This is a genomic window from Bifidobacterium criceti (assembly GCF_002286935.1).
In the GTDB taxonomy this organism is placed as follows: Bacteria; Actinomycetota; Actinomycetes; order Actinomycetales; family Bifidobacteriaceae; genus Bifidobacterium; species Bifidobacterium criceti.
In genome coordinates, this window is the sequence record NZ_MVOH01000006.1 from 196,831 (window position 1) to 215,705 (window position 18,875).

At 63.4% G+C, this 18,875-nt stretch carries 15 protein-coding genes; 1 reads left to right on the forward strand and 14 read right to left on the reverse strand.

Going from position 1 to position 18,875, the window contains the following annotated elements; translation table 11 throughout:
- Window positions 1-46: 46 nt before the first annotated feature.
- The 3 genes from B1526_RS02545 to B1526_RS02555 all read right to left on the reverse strand — a co-directional run bounded on the left by B1526_RS02545 (window position 47) and on the right by B1526_RS02555 (window position 3,237).
- A complete protein-coding gene (locus B1526_RS02545) occupies window positions 47-1,342 on the reverse strand; it encodes a citrate synthase (protein WP_095614541.1) in 1,296 nt (431 codons plus the stop codon).
- A 280-nt stretch (window positions 1,343-1,622) separates the two neighbouring features.
- A complete protein-coding gene (gene map, locus B1526_RS02550; protein WP_095614542.1) occupies window positions 1,623-2,429 on the reverse strand; it encodes a type I methionyl aminopeptidase in 807 nt (268 codons plus the stop codon).
- 199 nt (window positions 2,430-2,628) lie between these two features.
- On the reverse strand, window positions 2,629-3,237 hold the full coding sequence (locus tag B1526_RS02555) for an HdeD family acid-resistance protein (RefSeq protein ID WP_095614543.1): 609 nt from the start codon (window positions 3,235-3,237) through the stop codon (window positions 2,629-2,631).
- 301 nt (window positions 3,238-3,538) lie between these two features.
- On the opposite strand from B1526_RS02555, the gene B1526_RS02560 reads away from it, so the two are divergent.
- Window positions 3,539-5,611, forward strand: a complete 2,073-nt coding sequence (locus B1526_RS02560; protein ID WP_095614544.1) for a M13 family metallopeptidase — start codon at window positions 3,539-3,541, stop codon at window positions 5,609-5,611.
- A 59-nt stretch (window positions 5,612-5,670) separates the two neighbouring features.
- On the opposite strand, the gene B1526_RS02565 is transcribed toward B1526_RS02560, so the two are convergent.
- The 11 genes from B1526_RS02565 to prfA all read right to left on the reverse strand — a co-directional run bounded on the left by B1526_RS02565 (window position 5,671) and on the right by prfA (window position 18,517).
- On the reverse strand, window positions 5,671-6,321 hold the full coding sequence (locus B1526_RS02565) for a single-stranded DNA-binding protein (RefSeq protein ID WP_157908676.1): 651 nt from the start codon (window positions 6,319-6,321) through the stop codon (window positions 5,671-5,673).
- A gap of 328 nt (window positions 6,322-6,649) precedes the next feature.
- Complete coding sequence (locus B1526_RS02570) at window positions 6,650-8,452, reverse strand: proline--tRNA ligase (RefSeq protein ID WP_235606996.1); 1,803 nt, start codon at window positions 8,450-8,452, stop codon at window positions 6,650-6,652.
- A 75-nt stretch (window positions 8,453-8,527) separates the two neighbouring features.
- Window positions 8,528-9,037 (reverse strand): permease, encoded by a 510-nt coding sequence (locus tag B1526_RS02575; protein ID WP_235606997.1) that lies wholly within the window; start codon window positions 9,035-9,037, stop codon window positions 8,528-8,530.
- A gap of 70 nt (window positions 9,038-9,107) precedes the next feature.
- Window positions 9,108-10,535: an ATP-dependent DNA helicase gene (locus B1526_RS02580; protein ID WP_095614547.1), complete on the reverse strand. Its 1,428-nt coding sequence runs from the start codon at window positions 10,533-10,535 to the stop codon at window positions 9,108-9,110.
- Window positions 10,535-11,380 carry a Cof-type HAD-IIB family hydrolase gene (locus B1526_RS02585; RefSeq protein WP_407640982.1) on the reverse strand — a complete coding sequence of 282 codons (846 nt, stop codon included), beginning with the start codon at window positions 11,378-11,380 and terminating at the stop codon, window positions 10,535-10,537. Before B1526_RS02585 ends, B1526_RS02580 begins: the two co-directional genes overlap by 1 nt.
- Before the next feature lie 14 nt (window positions 11,381-11,394).
- The gene (orn, locus tag B1526_RS02590; protein WP_095614548.1) at window positions 11,395-12,039 is read right to left on the reverse strand and encodes an oligoribonuclease; all 645 of its coding nucleotides are present in this window, start codon (window positions 12,037-12,039) and stop codon (window positions 11,395-11,397) included.
- A 403-nt stretch (window positions 12,040-12,442) separates the two neighbouring features.
- On the reverse strand, window positions 12,443-13,984 hold the full coding sequence (guaB, locus tag B1526_RS02595) for an IMP dehydrogenase (protein ID WP_095614702.1): 1,542 nt from the start codon (window positions 13,982-13,984) through the stop codon (window positions 12,443-12,445).
- 196 nt (window positions 13,985-14,180) lie between these two features.
- A complete protein-coding gene (locus tag B1526_RS02600) occupies window positions 14,181-15,485 on the reverse strand; it encodes an MraY family glycosyltransferase (protein ID WP_235606998.1) in 1,305 nt (434 codons plus the stop codon).
- Window positions 15,482-16,141, reverse strand: a complete 660-nt coding sequence (locus tag B1526_RS02605) for an L-threonylcarbamoyladenylate synthase (protein ID WP_095614549.1) — start codon at window positions 16,139-16,141, stop codon at window positions 15,482-15,484. The genes B1526_RS02600 and B1526_RS02605 overlap by 4 nt, the downstream gene beginning before the upstream one ends.
- Window positions 16,142-16,230: 89 nt before the next feature.
- Window positions 16,231-17,166 carry a peptide chain release factor N(5)-glutamine methyltransferase gene (prmC, locus tag B1526_RS02610; protein ID WP_095614703.1) on the reverse strand — a complete coding sequence of 312 codons (936 nt, stop codon included), beginning with the start codon at window positions 17,164-17,166 and terminating at the stop codon, window positions 16,231-16,233.
- 259 nt (window positions 17,167-17,425) lie between these two features.
- Window positions 17,426-18,517 (reverse strand): peptide chain release factor 1, encoded by a 1,092-nt coding sequence (gene prfA / locus B1526_RS02615; protein WP_095614550.1) that lies wholly within the window; start codon window positions 18,515-18,517, stop codon window positions 17,426-17,428.
- Window positions 18,518-18,875 lie beyond the last annotated feature (358 nt).

Consider the following 18,875-nt stretch of genomic DNA (forward strand, 5'->3'; position numbering starts at 1 on the left):
CGCGCCCGGCATGCACGGGCGCGCCCCTTCGTCAGACGATCCGCAATCAGCCGCGTTCGTCGATCGGCACGTAGTCGCGCAGCACCTCGCCCGTGTACACCTGACGCGGACGGCCGATCTTCGTCATCGGGTCGGCGAGCATCTCGCGGTACTGGGCGATCCATCCGGGGATGCGGCCAAGCGCGAACAATGGTGTGAACATCGACGGGCCGAATCCGATCGCGCGGTAGATGAGGCCCGTGTAGAAGTCGACGTTCGGATACAGATGGCGGGAGACGAAATAGTCGTCGTGCAGCGCGATGTCCTCAAGTTGCAATGCGACGTCGAAGAGCTCCTCGTCGCCCGGCAGCAGCTTGAGCGTCGCCGTCTGCTCCATGATCCGCTCAAGGTAGTGCTTCGCGATCGCCGCGCGCGGGTCGTAGGACTTGTAGACGCGGTGGCCGAGCCCGGAGATGCGGTCACCGTTGAGCTTCGCGCGGTCGACAAACTCACGCACGCTCATGCCGGAATCGCGGATCGCCATGAGCTGGCGGAGGACCGCTTCGTTCGCGCCCCCGTGGAGCGGACCGGACAACGCGTTGATGCCGGCCGCGACGGCCGAATACAGGTTCGCGTGCGCGCTTCCCGCGATGCGCACAACGGACGTCGAACAGTTCTGCTCATGGTCGGCGTGGATGATGAGCAGACGTCCAAGCGCGTGCACATAGAGCGGATCGGATTCGAACTGCTCATACGGCACGGCGAAGCACATGCGCAGGAAATCATCGACATAGCCGCGCGCGTAATCCGGATAGAGCATCGGCTCGTCACGGCGGCGGCGCAGGATGTAGCTGACGACCGTGCGCGCCTTAGCCATGATGATCGTCGCCGCCTCGTCAAGCTGGTCGGGGTCGCATATGTCGGTCGTGTCCGGGTTGAACGTCGCGAGCGCGTTGATCGCCGACGCCATGACGCTCATCGGCTGCGCCTCGCGCGGGAACGCCCCCATGAATGTGCGGAAGTCCTCGCCGACCATCGTATGGTGGTTGATGTCGTCGACGAACCGTTCATATTGCGCGCGCGTCGGCAGCTCGCCGTTGCGCAGCAGCCATGAGACCTCAAGGAAGTCGGATTGCTCGCACAGCTGTTCGATCGGGTAGCCGCGGTAGCGCAGGATCGAATGTTCGCCGTCGATGTAGGTGATCTTCGACTCGCATTGCGCGGTCGTCAGGAATCCGGGGTCGAGCGAGACCCAATTGTCGTTGCGCAGTGAGGACATGACGATGCCGTCGGGTCCCGCGCTCGCCTTCACGACAGGCAATTCGAACTGATTGGATTCCACATGCAACTGCGCTACGCCCATGCCGCCTCCTGTATGTGTGACGATTCCTTCCGCCCGACGGGGCCGGGCACTGCCGACCACTATAAGGTATCCGTATTTCGTTGACGCGTCGGTGTCTCAAAACGCGTGTCGCGTGCGGCGGCGCATAAGCGACGCGCAAGATGTGCGCGGCGTTCGGCTGGGCATGCTGAGGGACCCCGTGCATCGTGCACGGGGTCCCTTCAGATATGTCGTCCGTGTCCCCATCATCGATCATTCATACGTCATGACGATTGTCGACGATGAGGACGATGGGGTTGGCTCATCCTTTGAATTCCGCCGAGATCGGGTCTCCTTCGCGCTGTGTGAGCACAATCGGTCCGCTTTCGGTGATCGCGATCGTATGCTCGCTGTGCGCGCCGCGCGAACCGTCCTCGCTGCGCAATGTCCAGCCATCCTTCGGATCCTGGTAGATTTCGTCGGTCGTCTTGAGGAACCACGGTTCGATCGCGATGACGAGGCCCGGGCGCAGCTTGTAGCCGTGACGTGCCTTGCCGTCGTTCGGCACATGCGGGTCGCCGTGCATGATGTGGCCGACGCCGTGGCCGCCGAAGTCGAGGTTGATCGGATAGCCGTACGCGCGTGCGACGTCGCCAACGGCATGCGAGATGTCGCCGAGGCGGTTGCCCGGCTGCGCGGCGGCGATGCCGGCCGCGAGCGCCTCCTGCGTGCACCGGATGAGGCGCACGTCGTCGTGGTCCTTGTCCTTGCCGACGATGAAGCTCACGGCGGAGTCGGCGACCCAGCCGTCGACGCTTATCGCGAGGTCGAGGCTCACGAGGTCGCCGTCCTTGAGGTTGTAGTCGTACGGCACGCCGTGCAGCACGGCGTCGTTGACGGATACGCAGATGTAATGCGCGAACGGGCCCGTGCCGAAGTCCGGCGCATAGTCGACGTAGCAGGATTCGGCCCCTTTGCGGTCGACGATGCGCTTGTGCACGAATTCGTCGATTTCGAGTAGGTTCGTGCCGACCGTCGTCTTTTCCTGCAGGTCATGCAGGATGCCGCCGACGAAGCGGCCTGCCGGCTTCATCTCTTCGATTTCCGAAGGGGTCTTGAGTTCGATCATGGAGTGTCCACCACCTTTTATCACGCTTGCCAATCGTTGCAGCGACTTGAGTACCACACTATCCCCCACTTCTTACATTTGCGCGGCGTCGTCATGCCATCCGCCCGCGCTGACATGGCAAGGCCGGCCATGCATGAAGCATGGCCGGCCTTGCGGATGCCGCGCGGCGGGATGCCCTGCGCGGACTGCATTGGTATGTTCAGCGCTTCGAGACGTGTCCGAACGTGAACGCGCGCACGATCGCGACGATGCCCATGACGATCATTGCGCAGCCGCCGAAGATGATGAGCGCGACGGTCGACGCGGTCGGCATGCACAGGATCGCGAAACCGGCGATGATCGAGATGATCGCGTACGCGATCGCCCAGCCGGAGCTGCGCATCGACCAGGATTCGGCGAGCGCCATGATGCCTTCCATGATCCAGCCGATGCCGACGACGAGCGTGAACATGATCGCGAGCGTCACGGTCGAGAACGCCGTGTAGCGCAGCACGACGAAGCCACCGATGACGAGGATGATGCCGATGAGGATGCCGAGGATGCGCCATCCTGCCGGCAGGCCGACTTCGACGATCGAGCTGACGATACGCACGATGCCGGAGATGAGGAAGTAGATGCCGAGCATGATGCAGGCGACGACAAGCGTCTTGCCGGGCCAGACGAGCAGGCAGATGCCGAGCGCGAGCGCGGCGAGGCCGATGACGGCGTATGCGATGCGCACCGCGTTCTTCGCGCCGGTCGGCAGCGACTGCTCGACGAGCTTGAACGGGCCCCAATCGTCATTCGGCGAATCATTGATGTCAGACATGATGTCTCCTTTCTTCCCGCCGCGTCATGCTGTGGGACGCCCATAAGCGCCGCCGTGCAATCCGCGGCCACGTTTCCGCGCAGTCAGTGTTCCTGTCGCGGCCATGGTTCCAGTGTTGTACATTTTTTCGCCGCGGTGGCCTGTTTTCGCGATTGTTTCCCTCCCCGCATAACCGGATGCGCACCTATGCACACCCGGGTATGCGATACGGCACACCATATCGCGAGAGCGCCGCCGGGAGGCCCCGTCACGCCTTTGCGGCACCACACATGTTGTCAGAAAACCTCTATAGTGTGGAACCATGAGCAACACCTATGTATCCGGCATCGATCCGGCAGCCTTCTCCTCCGTGATCTCCCCCGCCGACGACCTGTTCCGCTACGTCAACGGTCCGTGGATCGACACCTACGCACTCCCCGATGACCGTTCGCGCTTCGGCTCGTTCGACCGGCTCGCGGAGAACGCGGAATCCCAGATCCGTGACATCCTCGAATCCGACGCCGACGAAGCCGTCAAATCGAAGGCGCTCTACCGTTCCTTCCTCGACACCGACGCGATCGAACGCGCGGGCGTCACACCGGTCCGCGCCGACCTCGACCGCATCGACGCCGTGCAGTCGAAAGACAAGCTGGCCGCGCTCCTCGGGGAACTGAGCCCCTACGGCGGCCCCGACCTGTTCGGGTTCGACATCTTCGGCGATTTCAACGACCCCGACAACAACATCATGCATATGAGCCAAGGCGGCCTCGGCCTGCCTGACGAGGCCTACTACCGCGAGGACCATTATGCGCCGATCCGTGACGCGTACGTGCTCATGGTCACCCGCCAGCTCGAACATGCCGGCTACGCCGACGACGCGCGCAGCCAGGCCGAGCGCCTCCTCGACATCGAGACGACGATCGCATCGCACCATTGGACGAACGTCGAGACACGCGATTCGCAGAAGACGAACAACCCCACCGACTTCGCCGGACTGCGCGCGATGCTCGCCGCGTTCGACATCGAAACATGGGCGAACGCGATGCAGACGTCGTATGACCGTTCGAAGACCTCCGATGTCTACGACGTCGACGTGCTTGGCGCGCTCGCGCACGTCAATGTCATGGAACCGTCATTCTTCACGGGCCTCGGCACGTTCTGGGCGGACACCGACGTCGAGGACCTCAAGCTGTGGGCGCGCGCACACATCATCATCGGACGTGCGAGCATGATGTCCAGTGATTTCGACAAGACGAACTTCGAGTTCTACGGCAAAACGCTTTCGGGCGCGAAGGAGCAGCGCGCGCGTTGGAAGCGCGGCGTCGCGCTCGTCAACGGCATATGCGGCGAGGACGTCGGCCGCATCTATGTGCGCGAGCATTTCCCGGAAAGCTCGAAGGCGCGCATGGAGCAGCTCGTGCACAACCTCATCGATGCCTACCATGTCTCGATCCTCAACAGCGATTGGCTCGGCGATGAGACGAAACGCAAGGCGCTCGACAAACTCGACCATTTCGAGGCGAAGATCGGCTACACGAACCACTGGCGCGACTATACGGCGCTCGACGTGCACGGCGACGCCGGGCTCGTCGATAACATGCGCGCGGCTGCCGCGTACGAATTCGGCTACCAGATGGCCAAATGCGGCAAGCCGGTCGACAAGGACGAATGGCTCATGAACCCGCAGACCGTCAACGCGTACTATGAGCCAACGCTCAACATCATCGTGTTCCCGGCCGCGATCCTGCAACCGCCGTTCTTCAACCCCGAGGCCGAGGACGCCGTCAACTACGGCGGCATCGGCTCGGTCATCGGCCATGAGATCGGCCACGGCTTCGACGATCAGGGCGCGCAGTTCAACGGCGAAGGCAAGCTCGAGGACTGGTGGACGGCCGAGGACAAGGCGCGCTTCCAGCAGCTGACGAAGGCGCTCATCGACCAGTACGATCAGTTCGTGCCGACGCAGCTGCGGGAGAAGTACGCGGATGATCCGTCGATGGCGCCGCATGTCAACGGCGCGTTGACGATCGGCGAGAACATCGGCGACTTGTCGGGCGTCAACATCGCACTCAAGGCCTATGCGTTCTCGCTTGACGAGGCGCAGGGCAAGCCGATCGACGGCGATCCGACGGCGATCGAGGCGGCGCTTGACACCGCCCCGGTCCTCGACGGCTTCACCGGCCTGCAGCGCTTCTTCCTCGGCTATGCGCTCATCTGGCGCACGAAGAACCGCGATGAGCTCGCCGAACAGTATCTGCAGATCGACCCGCATTCGCCCGCCGAATGCCGCACGAATGGCATCGCGCGCAACGTCGACCTGTTCTACAAGGCCTTCGGTGTCACGCCGGATGACCGCATGTGGCTCAAGCCCGAGGAACGCGTCCACATCTGGTGACACGTCCTTGTGCCGCAATCCGATGACGGCGCCGGGCCCGCTGGATCATAGGGTCCCGGTCATAGGGAGCCGGCGCCGTCATCGAACTCATCGCGTGCGCCGACGGGTTGAGGGTCCATCGCGCGCTGGGCGACGGCCGCGGCTTCGGCGACGACCGCCGCCATGTCCTCTTCGGACGCGACCTCACCCGTCTGCGGGTCGACAGGTGGCGCGCCGAACGTGACCGGTGCGTTCGTATGCCGTTCGCCGTTGCCGTATCCGGGGTCATGGTCGCCGCCGCCTTGTTGAGGCGTCCTCCCTGCACCCTGCTGCGTTGATGAAGCCGTCTGTTCGTTCGACTTCGCGATCTTGCGCATCGCGGAGACGCCATAGTTGAGGTCATGGCCGATGTTGCTCGCCTCGATGATCATGCTTGAGCGCGTATCACCATTCTCCGCCCTCCACGTCTCGGTCGTCAGGATGCCGGTGACGATGACGGCGTCGCCTTTGCGGACCGAATTGACGACATTGAGCGCGAGTGTGCGGAACGCCTTGACGGTGACCCACGTCGTCGCCTGCTCCCTCCATACGCCGTTCCTGTCCATATAGCCGCGCGTGCTCGCGAGGCGGAAGCGGCATGCGGACCTCGATTCGTCCTGACCGCCGCGCAGTGTCGGATCGTTGCCGGCGAAGCCGGTGATCGTGATCTGTCCTTGTTGTATCGCCATCATGTCTCCTTGTGTCGTGTGGTGCCGTGTCCGGCTTGTGTCACCACTATCGACGACGGCGCATCCGCCATGCAAGGACAACAGGGGTATGTGTACGGACGGGTGTGTCGCGCCCGGAATGTGGAAAACCGACTCCATTGTCCACAGGTTTCCACATCCGCGCTGTGCATATCGTCCATCATCTATGCACATCGCATATGCAACGCTTTGTCGCGATGCGGTACGCTACGGCGCCTCCCACCGTACCGTGGTGCGAAAAAATCCGCACCACGGTACGGTGGGAGGCGCCGTAGCGTACCGCATCGCGGGACTGGCGTGCCGGCAACGTGGTTCAGAGCAGCTTCGCAAGACGGTCGGCGATGACCTGCGCAGCCGCTTCCGCCGGCACGGCCTCCTTGTTGCCACCGTCACGGTCTCGAATCTCGATTGTGCCGTTGCTCACGGTGTCACGACCTGCGACGGCGATGATCGGCACGCCGATGAGCTCGGCGTCCTTGAACTTGACGCCCGGCGAGACCTTCTTGCGGTCGTCGTAGATGACTTCGACACCATCGGCCTCGAGCTGTTCGACGAGCCGCTCGGCCGCCTCGAACGCCGTTTCGTCCTTGCCGGTCGCGACGACGTGCACTTGCGCGGGCGCGATGTTCGCCGGCCATGCGAGACCGCGTTCATCATGGTGCGTCTCAGCGATGCATGCGAGCACACGGCTCACACCGATGCCGTAGCAGCCCATCCACACCGGCACCGTCTTGCCGTTCTGGTCGAGGACCTTGAGCCCGAGCGCCTCGGAGTATTTGAGGCCAAGCTGGAAGACCTGCCCGATCTCGACGCCGCGTTCGAAGCTCAACGGGCCCGAGCCGTCGGGGCTCATGTCGCCGTCTCGCACCTCGACCGCCTCGACGACACCGTCGGCCTTGAAATCACGGCCATAGACGAGGTCGTAGTAGTCGACGTCCTGTTCGTCGGCACCGGTGAACCATGCCGAACCTTCGGCCACATGCGCGTCGATGAAATAGCGCAGCGCATCGTCGGCGTCGTTCTGTGGACCGAATCCCATCGGCCCGATGAAGCCCTGGACGAGTTCCGGATGCGCCTTGAGGTCCTCTTCGGTCGCCTCCTCGAGTTCCGCCGGTGCGAACTGCGCTTCGAGGCGCTTCATATCGATCGTGCGGTCGCCGGGGATGCCGACGATGATGAGTTCGCGCCACGGTTCGTCATGGTCGTCATCCTCGGCATGCCTGACCGCGACGACGACGTTCTTGAGGATGTCCGATGCCTGCCATGCGCGGCCGTCTTCACGCGGATACGTCTCGTTCGCGAACGTGACCATCTCGTCGATCGTCTTCGCGTTCGGCGTCGCGCGCTTTTCCGCCGCCGGTGTCGCCGAGCAGTCGACCGCCTCGACTTCGGGCGTGTGCAGTGCCTCGACGTTCCACGCCTTGCCGCTTGGCGCAAGCGCAAACGTGTCCTCGCCGATCGGCATCGGCGCGAGGAACTCCTCGGAAGCCGAGCCTCCCATCGGGCCGCTCATCGCGAACACCGGCACATACTCCAGATCGAGGCGCTGGAAGATGCGTTCGTATGCGCCGCGTTCGTCCATATACGCCTTGCGCATGCCTTCCTCGTCGACGGTGAACGAATACGCGTCCTTCATGATGAACTCACGGCCACGGATGAGGCCCGCGCGCGGACGGAACTCGTCACGGTACTTCGTCTGGATCTGGTAGAGCGTGACCGGCAGGTCCTTGTAGGACGAATACATGTCCTTGACGAGGAGCGTGAACATCTCCTCATGCGTCGGCGCGAGCAGGTAGTCGGCCTCATGGCGGTCCTTGAGGCGGAAGATGTTGTCGCCGTATTCCTCCCAGCGGTGCGTCGCCTCGTACGGTTCGCGCGGCAGGAGCGCCGGGAAATGCACTTCCTGGGCGCCGATGCCGTTGATCTCCTCACGGATGACATCCTCGATCTTGTTGAGGACGGCGAGGCCGAGCGGCAGCCACGTCCAGATGCCGGGCGCGGCCTTGCGGATGTAGCCGGCGCGCTGGAGCAGTTTCGCGGAATCGACGTCTGCGTCGGCGGGGTCTTCACGCAACGTACGCAGGAACATGGTGGACATTCGAAGAGCTTTCGTCATACCCCTCAAATTATGCGCATTGGCAGACATCCGCGGGGTGCGGTGACGTTGGTCCGCACCCGTGTGCGGCATCGTTCACTTCGACTTCGGCCGTGCGACGCCCATATCCGCCGCGTCGTCCGCGCGGTTCTCGATGTCGTGCTCGAGCATCTCGTCGTTCACGATGCGCCACGGGTAGACGAAGATCATGAGCATGCATGCGCAGCCGATGAAATACAGCACGTCGCATAGCGCAACCGCTCCGAAACTGACGAAATCGTTCGGGATGAGCAGTCCGACGACCATGACGAACATGCCGACGGCGGGCAGCACCTGCCACACCCACGGATTCGGCGCATGCTCACGCGCCTTCGTACGCACCGAGAGCTGGTAGAACGGCACGATGAACATGAGTCCACCGATGATCGTGAGGATGTCCGAGAGTTTGATCCAGTTCCACAGCGGCACCGGCTGCGCGTTGTACATGACGAACGCGACGAACAGCACGACCGCGCCGATCGCCGAGACGATATACGCGTTCCTATGCTTCATGATGCCTTCCTCCTGCCTTGCGGCCGCGCGTGACGCCTGCCGCACGCGCTTCATATGCCATCCACATTGTAGCGGCGCGCGCATGGGTGCGTGTTCACGAAGGGCGTGCACAGGGCACATGTGTTCAGAAAAGCTCGTCCTGTGCGAACTCGTCCTCTTCACCGTCCTCCGCGGACGTCTGCGCATGCCGCTGCGCCGCGACGACCGACGCGGCGCCGTCGTCGTGCAACATGCGCGCCGCGAGCGCCGAACGCTCGCGCAACGTGCCGTCGAGGCGCACGGCGTCGGCGCTCACGTCGAACATATGGTTGTTGACACCGCCAAGATACAGCCCGTCGAGGTTCCCGACCCTCGACAATGCGACATAGCCCATGCCAGGCGCGAACGTGCGCCTGAGGTCCATGACGGCCGCGTCGAGCGTCATGCCCTGCGACTTGTGGATCGTGATCGCCCATGCGCAGCGCAACGGCACCTGGGAGACGGCGGCGAGTGTCTTCTCATTGTCGGTGAGCTCCCAATCGCTTGGCTTCATCGTCACGATGTTGCCGTTCTCGAACGCGACGATCGGCCATCCGCCCTTGTTCTCCGGCGCGAACCCGCTCACGGTGCCGAGCGAGCCGTTGACGTACTGATGGTCGGCGTCGTTGCGCACGGCCATGACCTCCGCGCCCGCCTTGAGCGTGAGCACGTCCGGTGCGAGCATGTTCTTCTTGAGGCGTTCGACAAGGTTCGCGGGACCCGCGCATTGCGCGTGGAACACATGTGCCGGCGCATCAATCTCGGCGAGCCTGCGGTCATTGAGCGCGTCCGCCTGACGGTTGACCGGGAACAGGTTGACGGCCGTCCTCCCCTCTTCGGGCATGACGCTGAGCCGGGTCACGAGCAGGTCGCGGTCCTGTTGCGTGACACGCCCCTCGCGGATGTCGGTGAGCACGCCGAGCAATGCGCCGTCATCCTGGCGGTGCTGCTCGCTCAGATAGCAGATGACGGGGTCGAGCTCGGCCCATGCGAACGATTCGGTGATGAACCCGTCCGGATCGAGCCCCGCACGCGCATAGCGCTCGCGTGACGAGACGAATTCCGGACTCGGCGCGATCACGTCATGGTTGCGCGCGCCGACGCTCACCGGCGGCAACTGGAACAGGTCACCCGAAAGCACGACCTGCACACCGCCGAACGGGCGTGCGTCATGGCGCACGACGCGCATCGCCTGGTCGACCATATCGAACAGCCACGCATGCATCATCGAGACTTCGTCGATGACGAGGACGTCGGCCGCGCACAACGCCTTGCGCCGCCGTGTGCGCACGTTCTTGAGGACCGCCTCGGTGAGCGCGTTCGCGACACCGAGACCGCTCCACGAGTGGATCGTCTGTCCGTTGATATGCGTCGCCGCGATGCCCGTCGACGCGGTGACGGCGACGCTCGCGCCACGCTTGCGCGCGTCGGCGATGAACGCGTTGAGCGCATATGTCTTGCCCGCGCCCGGCGCACCCGTCAGGAAGACGCTTGCGCCGGCGTTCATGATCGCGAGCGCCTCCGTCTGCAGCATCAGTGCACCAGCCGATCGACGACGCGGATTACGCCCTCCTCTGTGTTCGCGGGCGCGAGGTAATGCGCGACCTTCTTGACGTCCGGGTGCGCGTTCGCCATCGCGAACGAATAGTCGGCCTCGCGCAGCATGCCGATGTCGTTCGGATAGTCACCGAAGACCATCGTCTGCGCGCATGTGACACCAAGTGCACGTTGGAGCGCCTTGACACCTTCGCCTTTGTCGACGTGCTTGTCCATGATGTCGACCCAATGGGGGCTCGACGCGAGCGCGATGTATGGGTCGGTCACGAAACCGAGTTCGCGGCGCGCCATCTCCTGCGCGTCACCGAAGTCGAATATCGCGAGTTTGAGGATCTTCTCGTCCTTGTACCGCAATACGTCGCGCAGGTTCGGCACGACGGTCAGTTTCGTGTAATACTTGCTCGCTTCGGCGATGAACGCGTCGTCCTCGCGGCTCACATATGCGCCGCCGAGCGCGCATACGACGAGACCGAGGTCGTCGTGTGTGCGTTCCGTCATCGCGATCGTCTCATCGACGATGTCGTCGCTCACACCATGCGTCTCAATGATCCGTCCGTCGAGCGCGACGACGTTGCCGTTCTCCGCGATGATCGGCAACGGCTGCGGCGCATCGGCGAACATCTTCCCGAGCGTCTGGTACTGCCGTCCGCTCGCGGGCACGAAGCGTATGCCAAGCTGCGTGATACGGTCGAACATCGGCGCGAAGCCGAGCGGAATGCGGCTGTCCGCGTCGAGCAACGTGCCGTCCATGTCCGCGACGATGAGCTTGATGTCGTCGAGTGTGTCGAGTGTCTTCCAATCCTTGGGTTCCGTCATCGTCATCAGGTCTCCTCCGCTCATTCGGCGATGCTCGTGCGTTCGATGTCCTTGGCGATGCGCTCCGCGTCGGCTGCGTCAGGCCCCGGAGCGGGCGCCATGACCGCCGCGCGGTAGTAGCGCAGTTCGTCGAGCGATTCGATGATGTCGGCGAGCGCACGGTGCCCGCCCTTCTTCGCCGGACGGTGCTCGTAGACGTCCGGATACCAGCGGCGTGCGAGTTCCTTGATCGTGCTCACATCGATGACGCGGTAGTGCAGCCGTTCCATCAATTCGGGCATGTAACGGTCGAGGAACTTCTTGTCCGAACCGACCGAGTTCCCGGCGAGAAGCGGCTTGACACCCTCAGGGATGAACTTCGACACGTACTCGACGACCTTCTGCTGCGCGTCCTCGACGCTCAACCCCTGTTCCCATTCGGTGATGAGACCGGAACGGGTGTGCATCGCGCGCACGAAATCGTTCATATGCGCGATCGCGTCGTCGGACGGACGGATGACGATGTCGATGCCGTCGTCGAGGACATTGAGGTCGAAATCGGTCGGTACGACGGACACCTCACACAATTCGTCGTGGAAGATGTCAAGTCCCGTCATCTCACAATCGATCCAGATGAGCCGTGAGTTCTGCGCCGAATACACTTCGTCATCGTGTGCGTCCACCATATCGTCCTCTTTCCTTGTTCATTCCGTGTTGTCCGATCGTCCGCGCGGTTGCGCGTGAACATTCGAGCGTACCTCACGGCGGCGCCGTGTGCCATGTTCGATGTGTCACGTTCCATCCTGAGCGTACAACACGACGACGGGGCCGTGCGCGGAACATCGAAGTTCCATGCACGGCCCCGTCGTCTGTGGCGTCACGCGCTCAGCACGGCGCTGAACGCGGTGTCAGGAGCGTACACTCAGCCGGCGTGGCGGCCCGTCGAACGCGGATCGAACATATCCGCACTCCGGTACACAACAGGGCGGGGGCGCATATGCAGTCAAGCACATGCGACCCCGCCCTGTTCTTCGTTCCTCTCTATTCGCGGACGATGATCGTCCACGACATTCTCAGATACTCAGATACTCATCGACCCGAGTAGTTCGGCGCTTCGGCGGTCATGACGATGTCGTGCGGATGCGATTCGCGCAGACCTGCGTCGGTGATGCGGATGAAGCGGCCCTTTTCGCTCATCTCGGGGATGTTGTGTGCGCCGATGTAGAACATCGACTGGTGCAGACCACCGATCATCTGGTACAGCACGGCGTTGAGCGGTCCGCGGTACGGCACTTCGCCCTCGACGCCTTCCGGCACGACCTTGTCCGAGCTCGTGACGTCCGCCTGGAAATAACGATCCTTCGAATACGACTTCTTGCCGCGCGGAGCCATCGCACCAAGCGAACCCATGCCGCGGTAAAGCTTGTACTGCTTGCCGTGCAGCAGGACCTTCTCACCTGGGGCCTCCTCGCAGCCCGCGAGCACGCCGCCGAGCATGACCGAGCTCGCGCCGGCGACGAGCGCCTTCGCGATGTCACCCGAATAGTGGATGCCGCCGTCGGCGATGCACGGGACGCCTGCCGCACGACACGCGCGCGATGCTTCGTACACGGCCGTGAGCTGCGGCACACCGACGCCTGCGACGACGCGCGTCGTGCAGATCGAGCCAGGGCCGACGCCGATCTTGACCGCATCGACGCCCGCGTCGATCATCGCCTGCGCACCCTGGCGCGTCGCGATGTTGCCGCCGATGACATCGACGCCTGCGAACGCCGGATCGCTCTTGATGCGGCGGATCATGTCGAGCGCGAGCTTCGCCTCGCCGTTCGCGGTGTCGACGACGAGCACGTCGACGCCCGCGTCGAGGAGTGCGGTCGCGCGCTGCCATGCGTCACCGAGGAAGCCGATGCCGGCGGCGACGCGCAGACGTCCCTGTTCGTCCTTCGTCGCGTCCGGGTACTGCTCGGTCTTGACGAAGTCCTTGACGGTGATGAGGCCCGTGAGGTGTCCTTCGGCGTCGACGAGCGGAAGTTTCTCGATCTTGTTCGCCGCGAGCAGGTCATGCGCGTCCTGCTTCGAGATGTTCGACGGACCGGTGATGAGGTTGTCCTTCGTCATGACGTCCTTGACACGCAGATGGTCGTAGTCGTCCGACGCGATGAAACGCATGTCGCGGTTCGTGATGATGCCGACAAGCTTGTTCTCGCGGTCCACGACCGGCAGACCGGAGATGTGGAACTTGCCGCACAGTTTGTCGAGGTCGGCGAGTGTGACATCGGGGTTCACGGTGAGCGGATCGGTGATCATACCCGATTCGGAGCGCTTGACGTAATCGACCTGCGCGGCCTGGTCGTCGATCGACAGGTTGCGGTGGAGGACGCCGATGCCGCCGTTACGGGCCATCGCGATCGCCATCTCGGATTCCGTCACGGTGTCCATCGCGGCCGAGATCGCCGGAACCTTCATCGTGATGTTGCGCGTCAGATGGGTCGTCGTATCGACTTCGGAGGGGATGACGTCCGTTTCGTTCGGCAGGAGCAGCACATCGTCATAGGCGAGGCCGAGCTGAGCGAAAATGGGAGGAAGTGGAGCGTACGGGGATTCTGCGTTCATATCAGGATTTGTAGCCATAGACACACTATATGGATGCGCGACGACGAACACCAAACGCCGTTCCACAATGCAGCACACGCCGTTTCCGACGGTGCGCGCGACGCGCGGACGACGTCGTGCAACACCTTGATTTTCCGCAGCGCGGTACGCCCAAACGTCCGTCAGCGTACCATCGTGCGAATTCAGGGCTACGACAGACGGAGATGGATATAGGTCACAGCTGTGCCTGGACATCGTCTGATGTCGACGATGACGAATTCGGCGATGTCGACGACGACGTCGTCTTCGACGCGCGGATGTGGCGCGCGCGGCGTTTGCCGTCCCTCCCCTGCGCACGTTCCTGCGTATGCGCATGTATGCTTTCCTGTGCGCGCGATTTCGCGTGTTCGGGATGGTCGGCGTCGTGCTCGCCGGGCAGCGCCTCGACTTCGCCGTTCATGCGTCTGTGGATGTACGGATACATCGTCGCGACGGTGAGCAGTGCGGCCGCGATGAGGAAGACGATGAGGACGTGGAACGGTTGGAAGAACAGCAGCATGAGCGATCCGAACGCGATGAGCGCCGCCCACCCCCACAGGATGAGCACGGCGCCGCGCACCGAATGCCCGATGCGCAGCATGCGGTGGTGCAGATGCATGCGGTCGGGGTGCATCGGCGACTGCCCTTTGCTCAGACGTCGGCAGATCGCCATCATCATGTCGAGCACCGGCAGGAACAGCACGAGGATCGGCAGCAGGATCGGCATGAACGCGGGCAGGTAGATTGACGCGTTCACCGTGGCCGGATCGATGCGCCCCGTCATGATGATCGACGCGCATGTGATGAGGTAGCCGAGCAGCATCGAACCGGAATCTCCCATGAACAGTTTCGCGGGATGCCAGTTGTGCAACAGGAAACCGAGGCATATGCCGACCATCGCGACGTCGACGAGCGTCGCCATCGACGCATACGAGGGCGCCGAACGCGCGAGGATATACGAATAGATGCCGAACGAGACGCCGCCGATCGCGACGATGCCGGCCGCGAGACCGTCGAGACCATCGACGAAATTGACCGCGTTGATCGACACGACGATGAGCAGCGCCGTGATCGCGATCGAGATCGTCGGCGACGCGGTCACGAGCGAACCGATCGGCAATGTGATGATCTGCAATCCGCCCCACGCGACGAACACGGCGATGAGCAGCTGCCCGGCGAGCTTGAGCATCCAATCGAGGTCCCAGATGTCGTCGCACACACCAAGCAGGCAGATGAGCGCGGCACCAGCCATGACGATGTACGCCTGATGGTTCTCACGGAAGACGCCCTGCAGGAAGTTGAGGCGTGACGCGAAGAACATCGCTGTCAGGAAGCCGAGCAGCATGCCGACGCCACCCATGCGTGGCGTCGGCACCGTGTGCACGTCGCGCGCGCGCACTTCGCCGACCGCTCCGACATGGATCGCGACGTGGCGCACGATCGGCGTATACAGGAACGTCGCACACGCCGCGAGCAGGCAGATGAACAGATAGACCTTCATGCGCCGAGACCGCCGCCGTTCATATGGACCGCGCGGCGGATGACGGATGCCGGAATGACGCCCTCGCGCAGGATCTCGATGCCGTCCCGCGCAAGCGGATCCGCCGCGACGACCGTGCTCGCGACATGCCCTGCCGTCGCGCCGCCGTCGATGTACAGGTCGACGTCATCGCCGAACGCGGCGACCGCCTCGTCGACGCACTGCGCGCTCTCCTCACCCGATTTGTTCGCGCTCGACGCGGCGACCGGTCCCGTGACACGCAGCATCGCGAGCGTGACGGCACTGTTCGGCACACGGATGCCCTGTGTGCGCGCGCCATTCGCCGCGACGCGCACGGTCGCGAGTGGACTGTCCCCACGCGCGAGCGCGATCGGAGAGAACGCGCCCGGCAGGAACTGCGCGGCGAGTCGGTTGAGCGGGGACGGAAGGTCGAGGCCAAGCGCGGCCGCATCGTCGACGGACGCCATGAGCACTTGGAGCGCTTTGTACCGCGGGCGTTCCTTCACGCCGTAGATGCGCGCGATCGCGTCGGTGTTGCACGGGTCGCATGCGATGCCGTACACGGTGTCGGTCGGTATGACGACGATGCCACCGCGCGCGATGGTGTCCTTCGCGAGCCCGAACGATTCCTCATCCGCTTTGCGTACGTCGCTCAATGTGCCTCCTACCTTGCGTCGCGCGATGCGCGGCCGTATGCATTACCAACCTAGTACGTCAATCGGTCAGACGATATTCCGGTTCCGCACTATTTCGTCGCGACGAGGTACCGCGGACGTCCCGTCAGGTCGTATTCGGTGCGCGCGTCGGCGAAGCCGCTCGCGCGCGCGAACGCGACGGTGCGGTCCGCCTGGGTGACGTCATGTTCCATGATGAGCACGCCGCCGTCGCGCACGAGCGCCGCTGCGCGCACGATGATGCGTTCCGGCACGAGCATACCATCCGCGGAACCTCCGTAGAGCGCCATCTGCGGGTCGTATGCGCGCACTTCGAACTGTTCGGGCACGTCGGTGAGCGGAATGTATGGAGGATTGCTCACGACGACATCGACGGTGCCGTCGAGCTGCCCGAGTGTCGTCGGACATGTCGCGTCGGCGATCTCGAGATGGTAGTTCGCGGTGATGTCAGGGAACACGGCACCCGTTTCGCCCATATTGCGGCGCGTCCACTGCGCGGCGAGGACGTCTTTTTCGACGCCCCACACCTGCGCTCCGGGTACTTCGGTCGCGATCGACAAGCCGATCGCGCCGCTGCCCGCGCACAGATCGACGACACGGGGACAGTACAGGCCGTTGCGCGTGATCCATCCGATCGCCTCGTCGACGAGCAGTTCCGTCTCCTGACGCGGAATGAACACTCCGGGACCGACTTTGATGTCGAGGTAGCGGAACGGCGTATGTCCGACGATGTACTGGAGAGGTTCGCGCTGTTCGCGCCGCGCGAGCATCGCCGCGTACGCGGCGAGCGCGGCGCGCGCGCCGATCGACGTGCCCGCGACGAGCTTCGCGACATCGTCGCCGAGGAGCGCGGCTTTGTCGACGTCGCTCAACGTCGCGCGTGTCGCTTCGGCGAGGAGCAGTTTCGCGTCGTGCTGCGGCGTATCGACACCCACCCGTGCGAGACGCGCGCCGCCTTGTGCGATGAGGTCGGCGACGTCGGCCGCATCGTCGGCATCGGTCGTCATGTCGAAGTCGGCGCGGACGTCGTCGCCCATGTCGTTGGTGTGGGAACGGTTGCCGTTCGCTTCCGATGTCATGCTCGCCTCCTGCATAGGTATGCATAGATGATCGGTGTGCGTCTCTCGCACGTGTCTGTCGATGTGTGCGTACGTGTGCACACAAGTACCGTGTGCACACAAGTACGCGGTGCCGGCGTCCGCAGTCGTCATATGGAACTGTCGTATGCGGCTGTCATATGGCGAAAAAAGGGAACGTCCGCTCCGCTCACTCGTTGCGGTCGGCGAGACGTTGCGCTTCGTCCGCCTGGATATCGCTGTCGATGACGGCCTGCAGATCGCCATCGAGGACGGCGTCGAGATTGTACGCCTTGTAATTCGTACGGTGGTCGACGATGCGGTTCTCGGGGAAATTGTAGGTGCGGATGCGCTCGGAACGGTCGAGCGAACGCACTTGCGAATGCCGCATGTCGGCGGCCTCGGCGGCCTCCTGCTCATGTTTCATCGCGAGCAGACGACTCTTGAGGACACGCAGCGCCGACGCGCGGTTCTGGATCTGCGATTTCTCATCCTGCATGCTCACGACGATGCCGGTCGGGATATGCGTCATACGCACCGCCGAATACGTCGTGTTGACGGACTGTCCACCAGGGCCAGAACTCATGAAGATGTCGATTTTGAGGTCCTTCGGATCGATCTCGATCTCATCGTCATCCTCATCGGCTTCCGGGAACACGATGACGCCCGCGGCCGACGTCTGGATGCGGCCCTGCGATTCGGTCACCGGGATACGCTGCACGCGGTGCACGCCGCCTTCGTACTTGAGCGACGCCCACACACCCTCCTCAGGCAACGGCGTGCCCTTCGCGCGAATCGCGAGCTGCACATCCTTGACACCCCCGAGTTCGGTCGTGTTCTCACTCTGGATCGTCGTGCCCCAGCCGCGCTTCTCGGCGTACCGTGTGTACATGCGCAGCAGGTCGCCGGCGAACAGTGCCGCCTCCTCGCCGCCTGTACCGGCCTTGATCTCCATGATGACGTCGCGCGCATCATCCGGATCCCTCGGGATGAGCGCCATGCGCAGCTTCTCCTCGGCCGCCGGCAGCGCTTCCTCAAGGCGTTGCGCCTCGGCTTCGAAATCGGGATCCTCATCGGCCATCTCCCGCGCGGCCTCAAGATCGTCGCGGATGTGCAGATAATCACTGTATGCGCCGACGATTGTGCCGAGTTCGGCGTGGCGCCTTCCGAGCTTGCGCATCTTGTCCGGATCCGACGCGACGTCCGGCTGCGCCATCTGCTGCTCGATCCTGTCGTATTCCTCACGTGCGGTACGCGCCGCCGGGAACTGTTCCTCCGCCATCTCCACCTTTTCGATGCCTGTCCGATGCTGTTCGTTTTTCGATGTTTTCGATGTTTTTCGACGCGGCGGCCGCACACGTATGCCATTCGGCGGCGCATGCGACCTTCGTTCAAACCGTTCCATCCTACCAACAACCCGACAACCGCTGCCGCGGCGGCCGCCTGCGGCGGCAACGCCGCACTACACAGCCATCTGCAGACGACAAACAGCTGCAGTCTGCGGCACCACCGCGGTCAGCAGCCACCTATAGCCGTCAAACAGACATCCACCGCGGCACCGCCGCAACCGACAGCCACCCCCACTCACCCATCCGATGTGAAACGCCGATCGCACATCTATGGAATAAACCTCCACCCCA

Excerpts from the sequence above, each read along its gene's own strand:
- B1526_RS02545 (WP_095614541.1), bottom strand. The coding sequence starts at position 1,342 with ATGGGCGTAGCGCAGTTGCATGTGGAATCCAATCAGTTCGAATTGCCT.
- map (WP_095614542.1), bottom strand. The coding sequence starts at position 2,429 with ATGATCGAACTCAAGACCCCTTCGGAAATCGAAGAGATGAAGCCGGCA.
- B1526_RS02555 (WP_095614543.1), bottom strand. The coding sequence starts at position 3,237 with ATGTCTGACATCAATGATTCGCCGAATGACGATTGGGGCCCGTTCAAG.
- B1526_RS02560 (WP_095614544.1), top strand. The coding sequence starts at position 3,539 with ATGAGCAACACCTATGTATCCGGCATCGATCCGGCAGCCTTCTCCTCC.
- B1526_RS02565 (WP_157908676.1), bottom strand. The coding sequence starts at position 6,321 with ATGATGGCGATACAACAAGGACAGATCACGATCACCGGCTTCGCCGGC.
- B1526_RS02570 (WP_235606996.1), bottom strand. The coding sequence starts at position 8,452 with ATGACGAAAGCTCTTCGAATGTCCACCATGTTCCTGCGTACGTTGCGT.
- B1526_RS02575 (WP_235606997.1), bottom strand. The coding sequence starts at position 9,037 with ATGAAGCGCGTGCGGCAGGCGTCACGCGCGGCCGCAAGGCAGGAGGAA.
- B1526_RS02580 (WP_095614547.1), bottom strand. The coding sequence starts at position 10,535 with ATGCTGCAGACGGAGGCGCTCGCGATCATGAACGCCGGCGCAAGCGTC.
- B1526_RS02585 (WP_407640982.1), bottom strand. The coding sequence starts at position 11,380 with ATGACGATGACGGAACCCAAGGATTGGAAGACACTCGACACACTCGAC.
- orn (WP_095614548.1), bottom strand. The coding sequence starts at position 12,039 with ATGGTGGACGCACACGATGACGAAGTGTATTCGGCGCAGAACTCACGG.
- guaB (WP_095614702.1), bottom strand. The coding sequence starts at position 13,984 with ATGGCTACAAATCCTGATATGAACGCAGAATCCCCGTACGCTCCACTT.
- B1526_RS02600 (WP_235606998.1), bottom strand. The coding sequence starts at position 15,485 with ATGAAGGTCTATCTGTTCATCTGCCTGCTCGCGGCGTGTGCGACGTTC.
- prmC (WP_095614703.1), bottom strand. The coding sequence starts at position 17,166 with ATGACGACCGATGCCGACGATGCGGCCGACGTCGCCGACCTCATCGCA.
- prfA (WP_095614550.1), bottom strand. The coding sequence starts at position 18,517 with ATGGCGGAGGAACAGTTCCCGGCGGCGCGTACCGCACGTGAGGAATAC.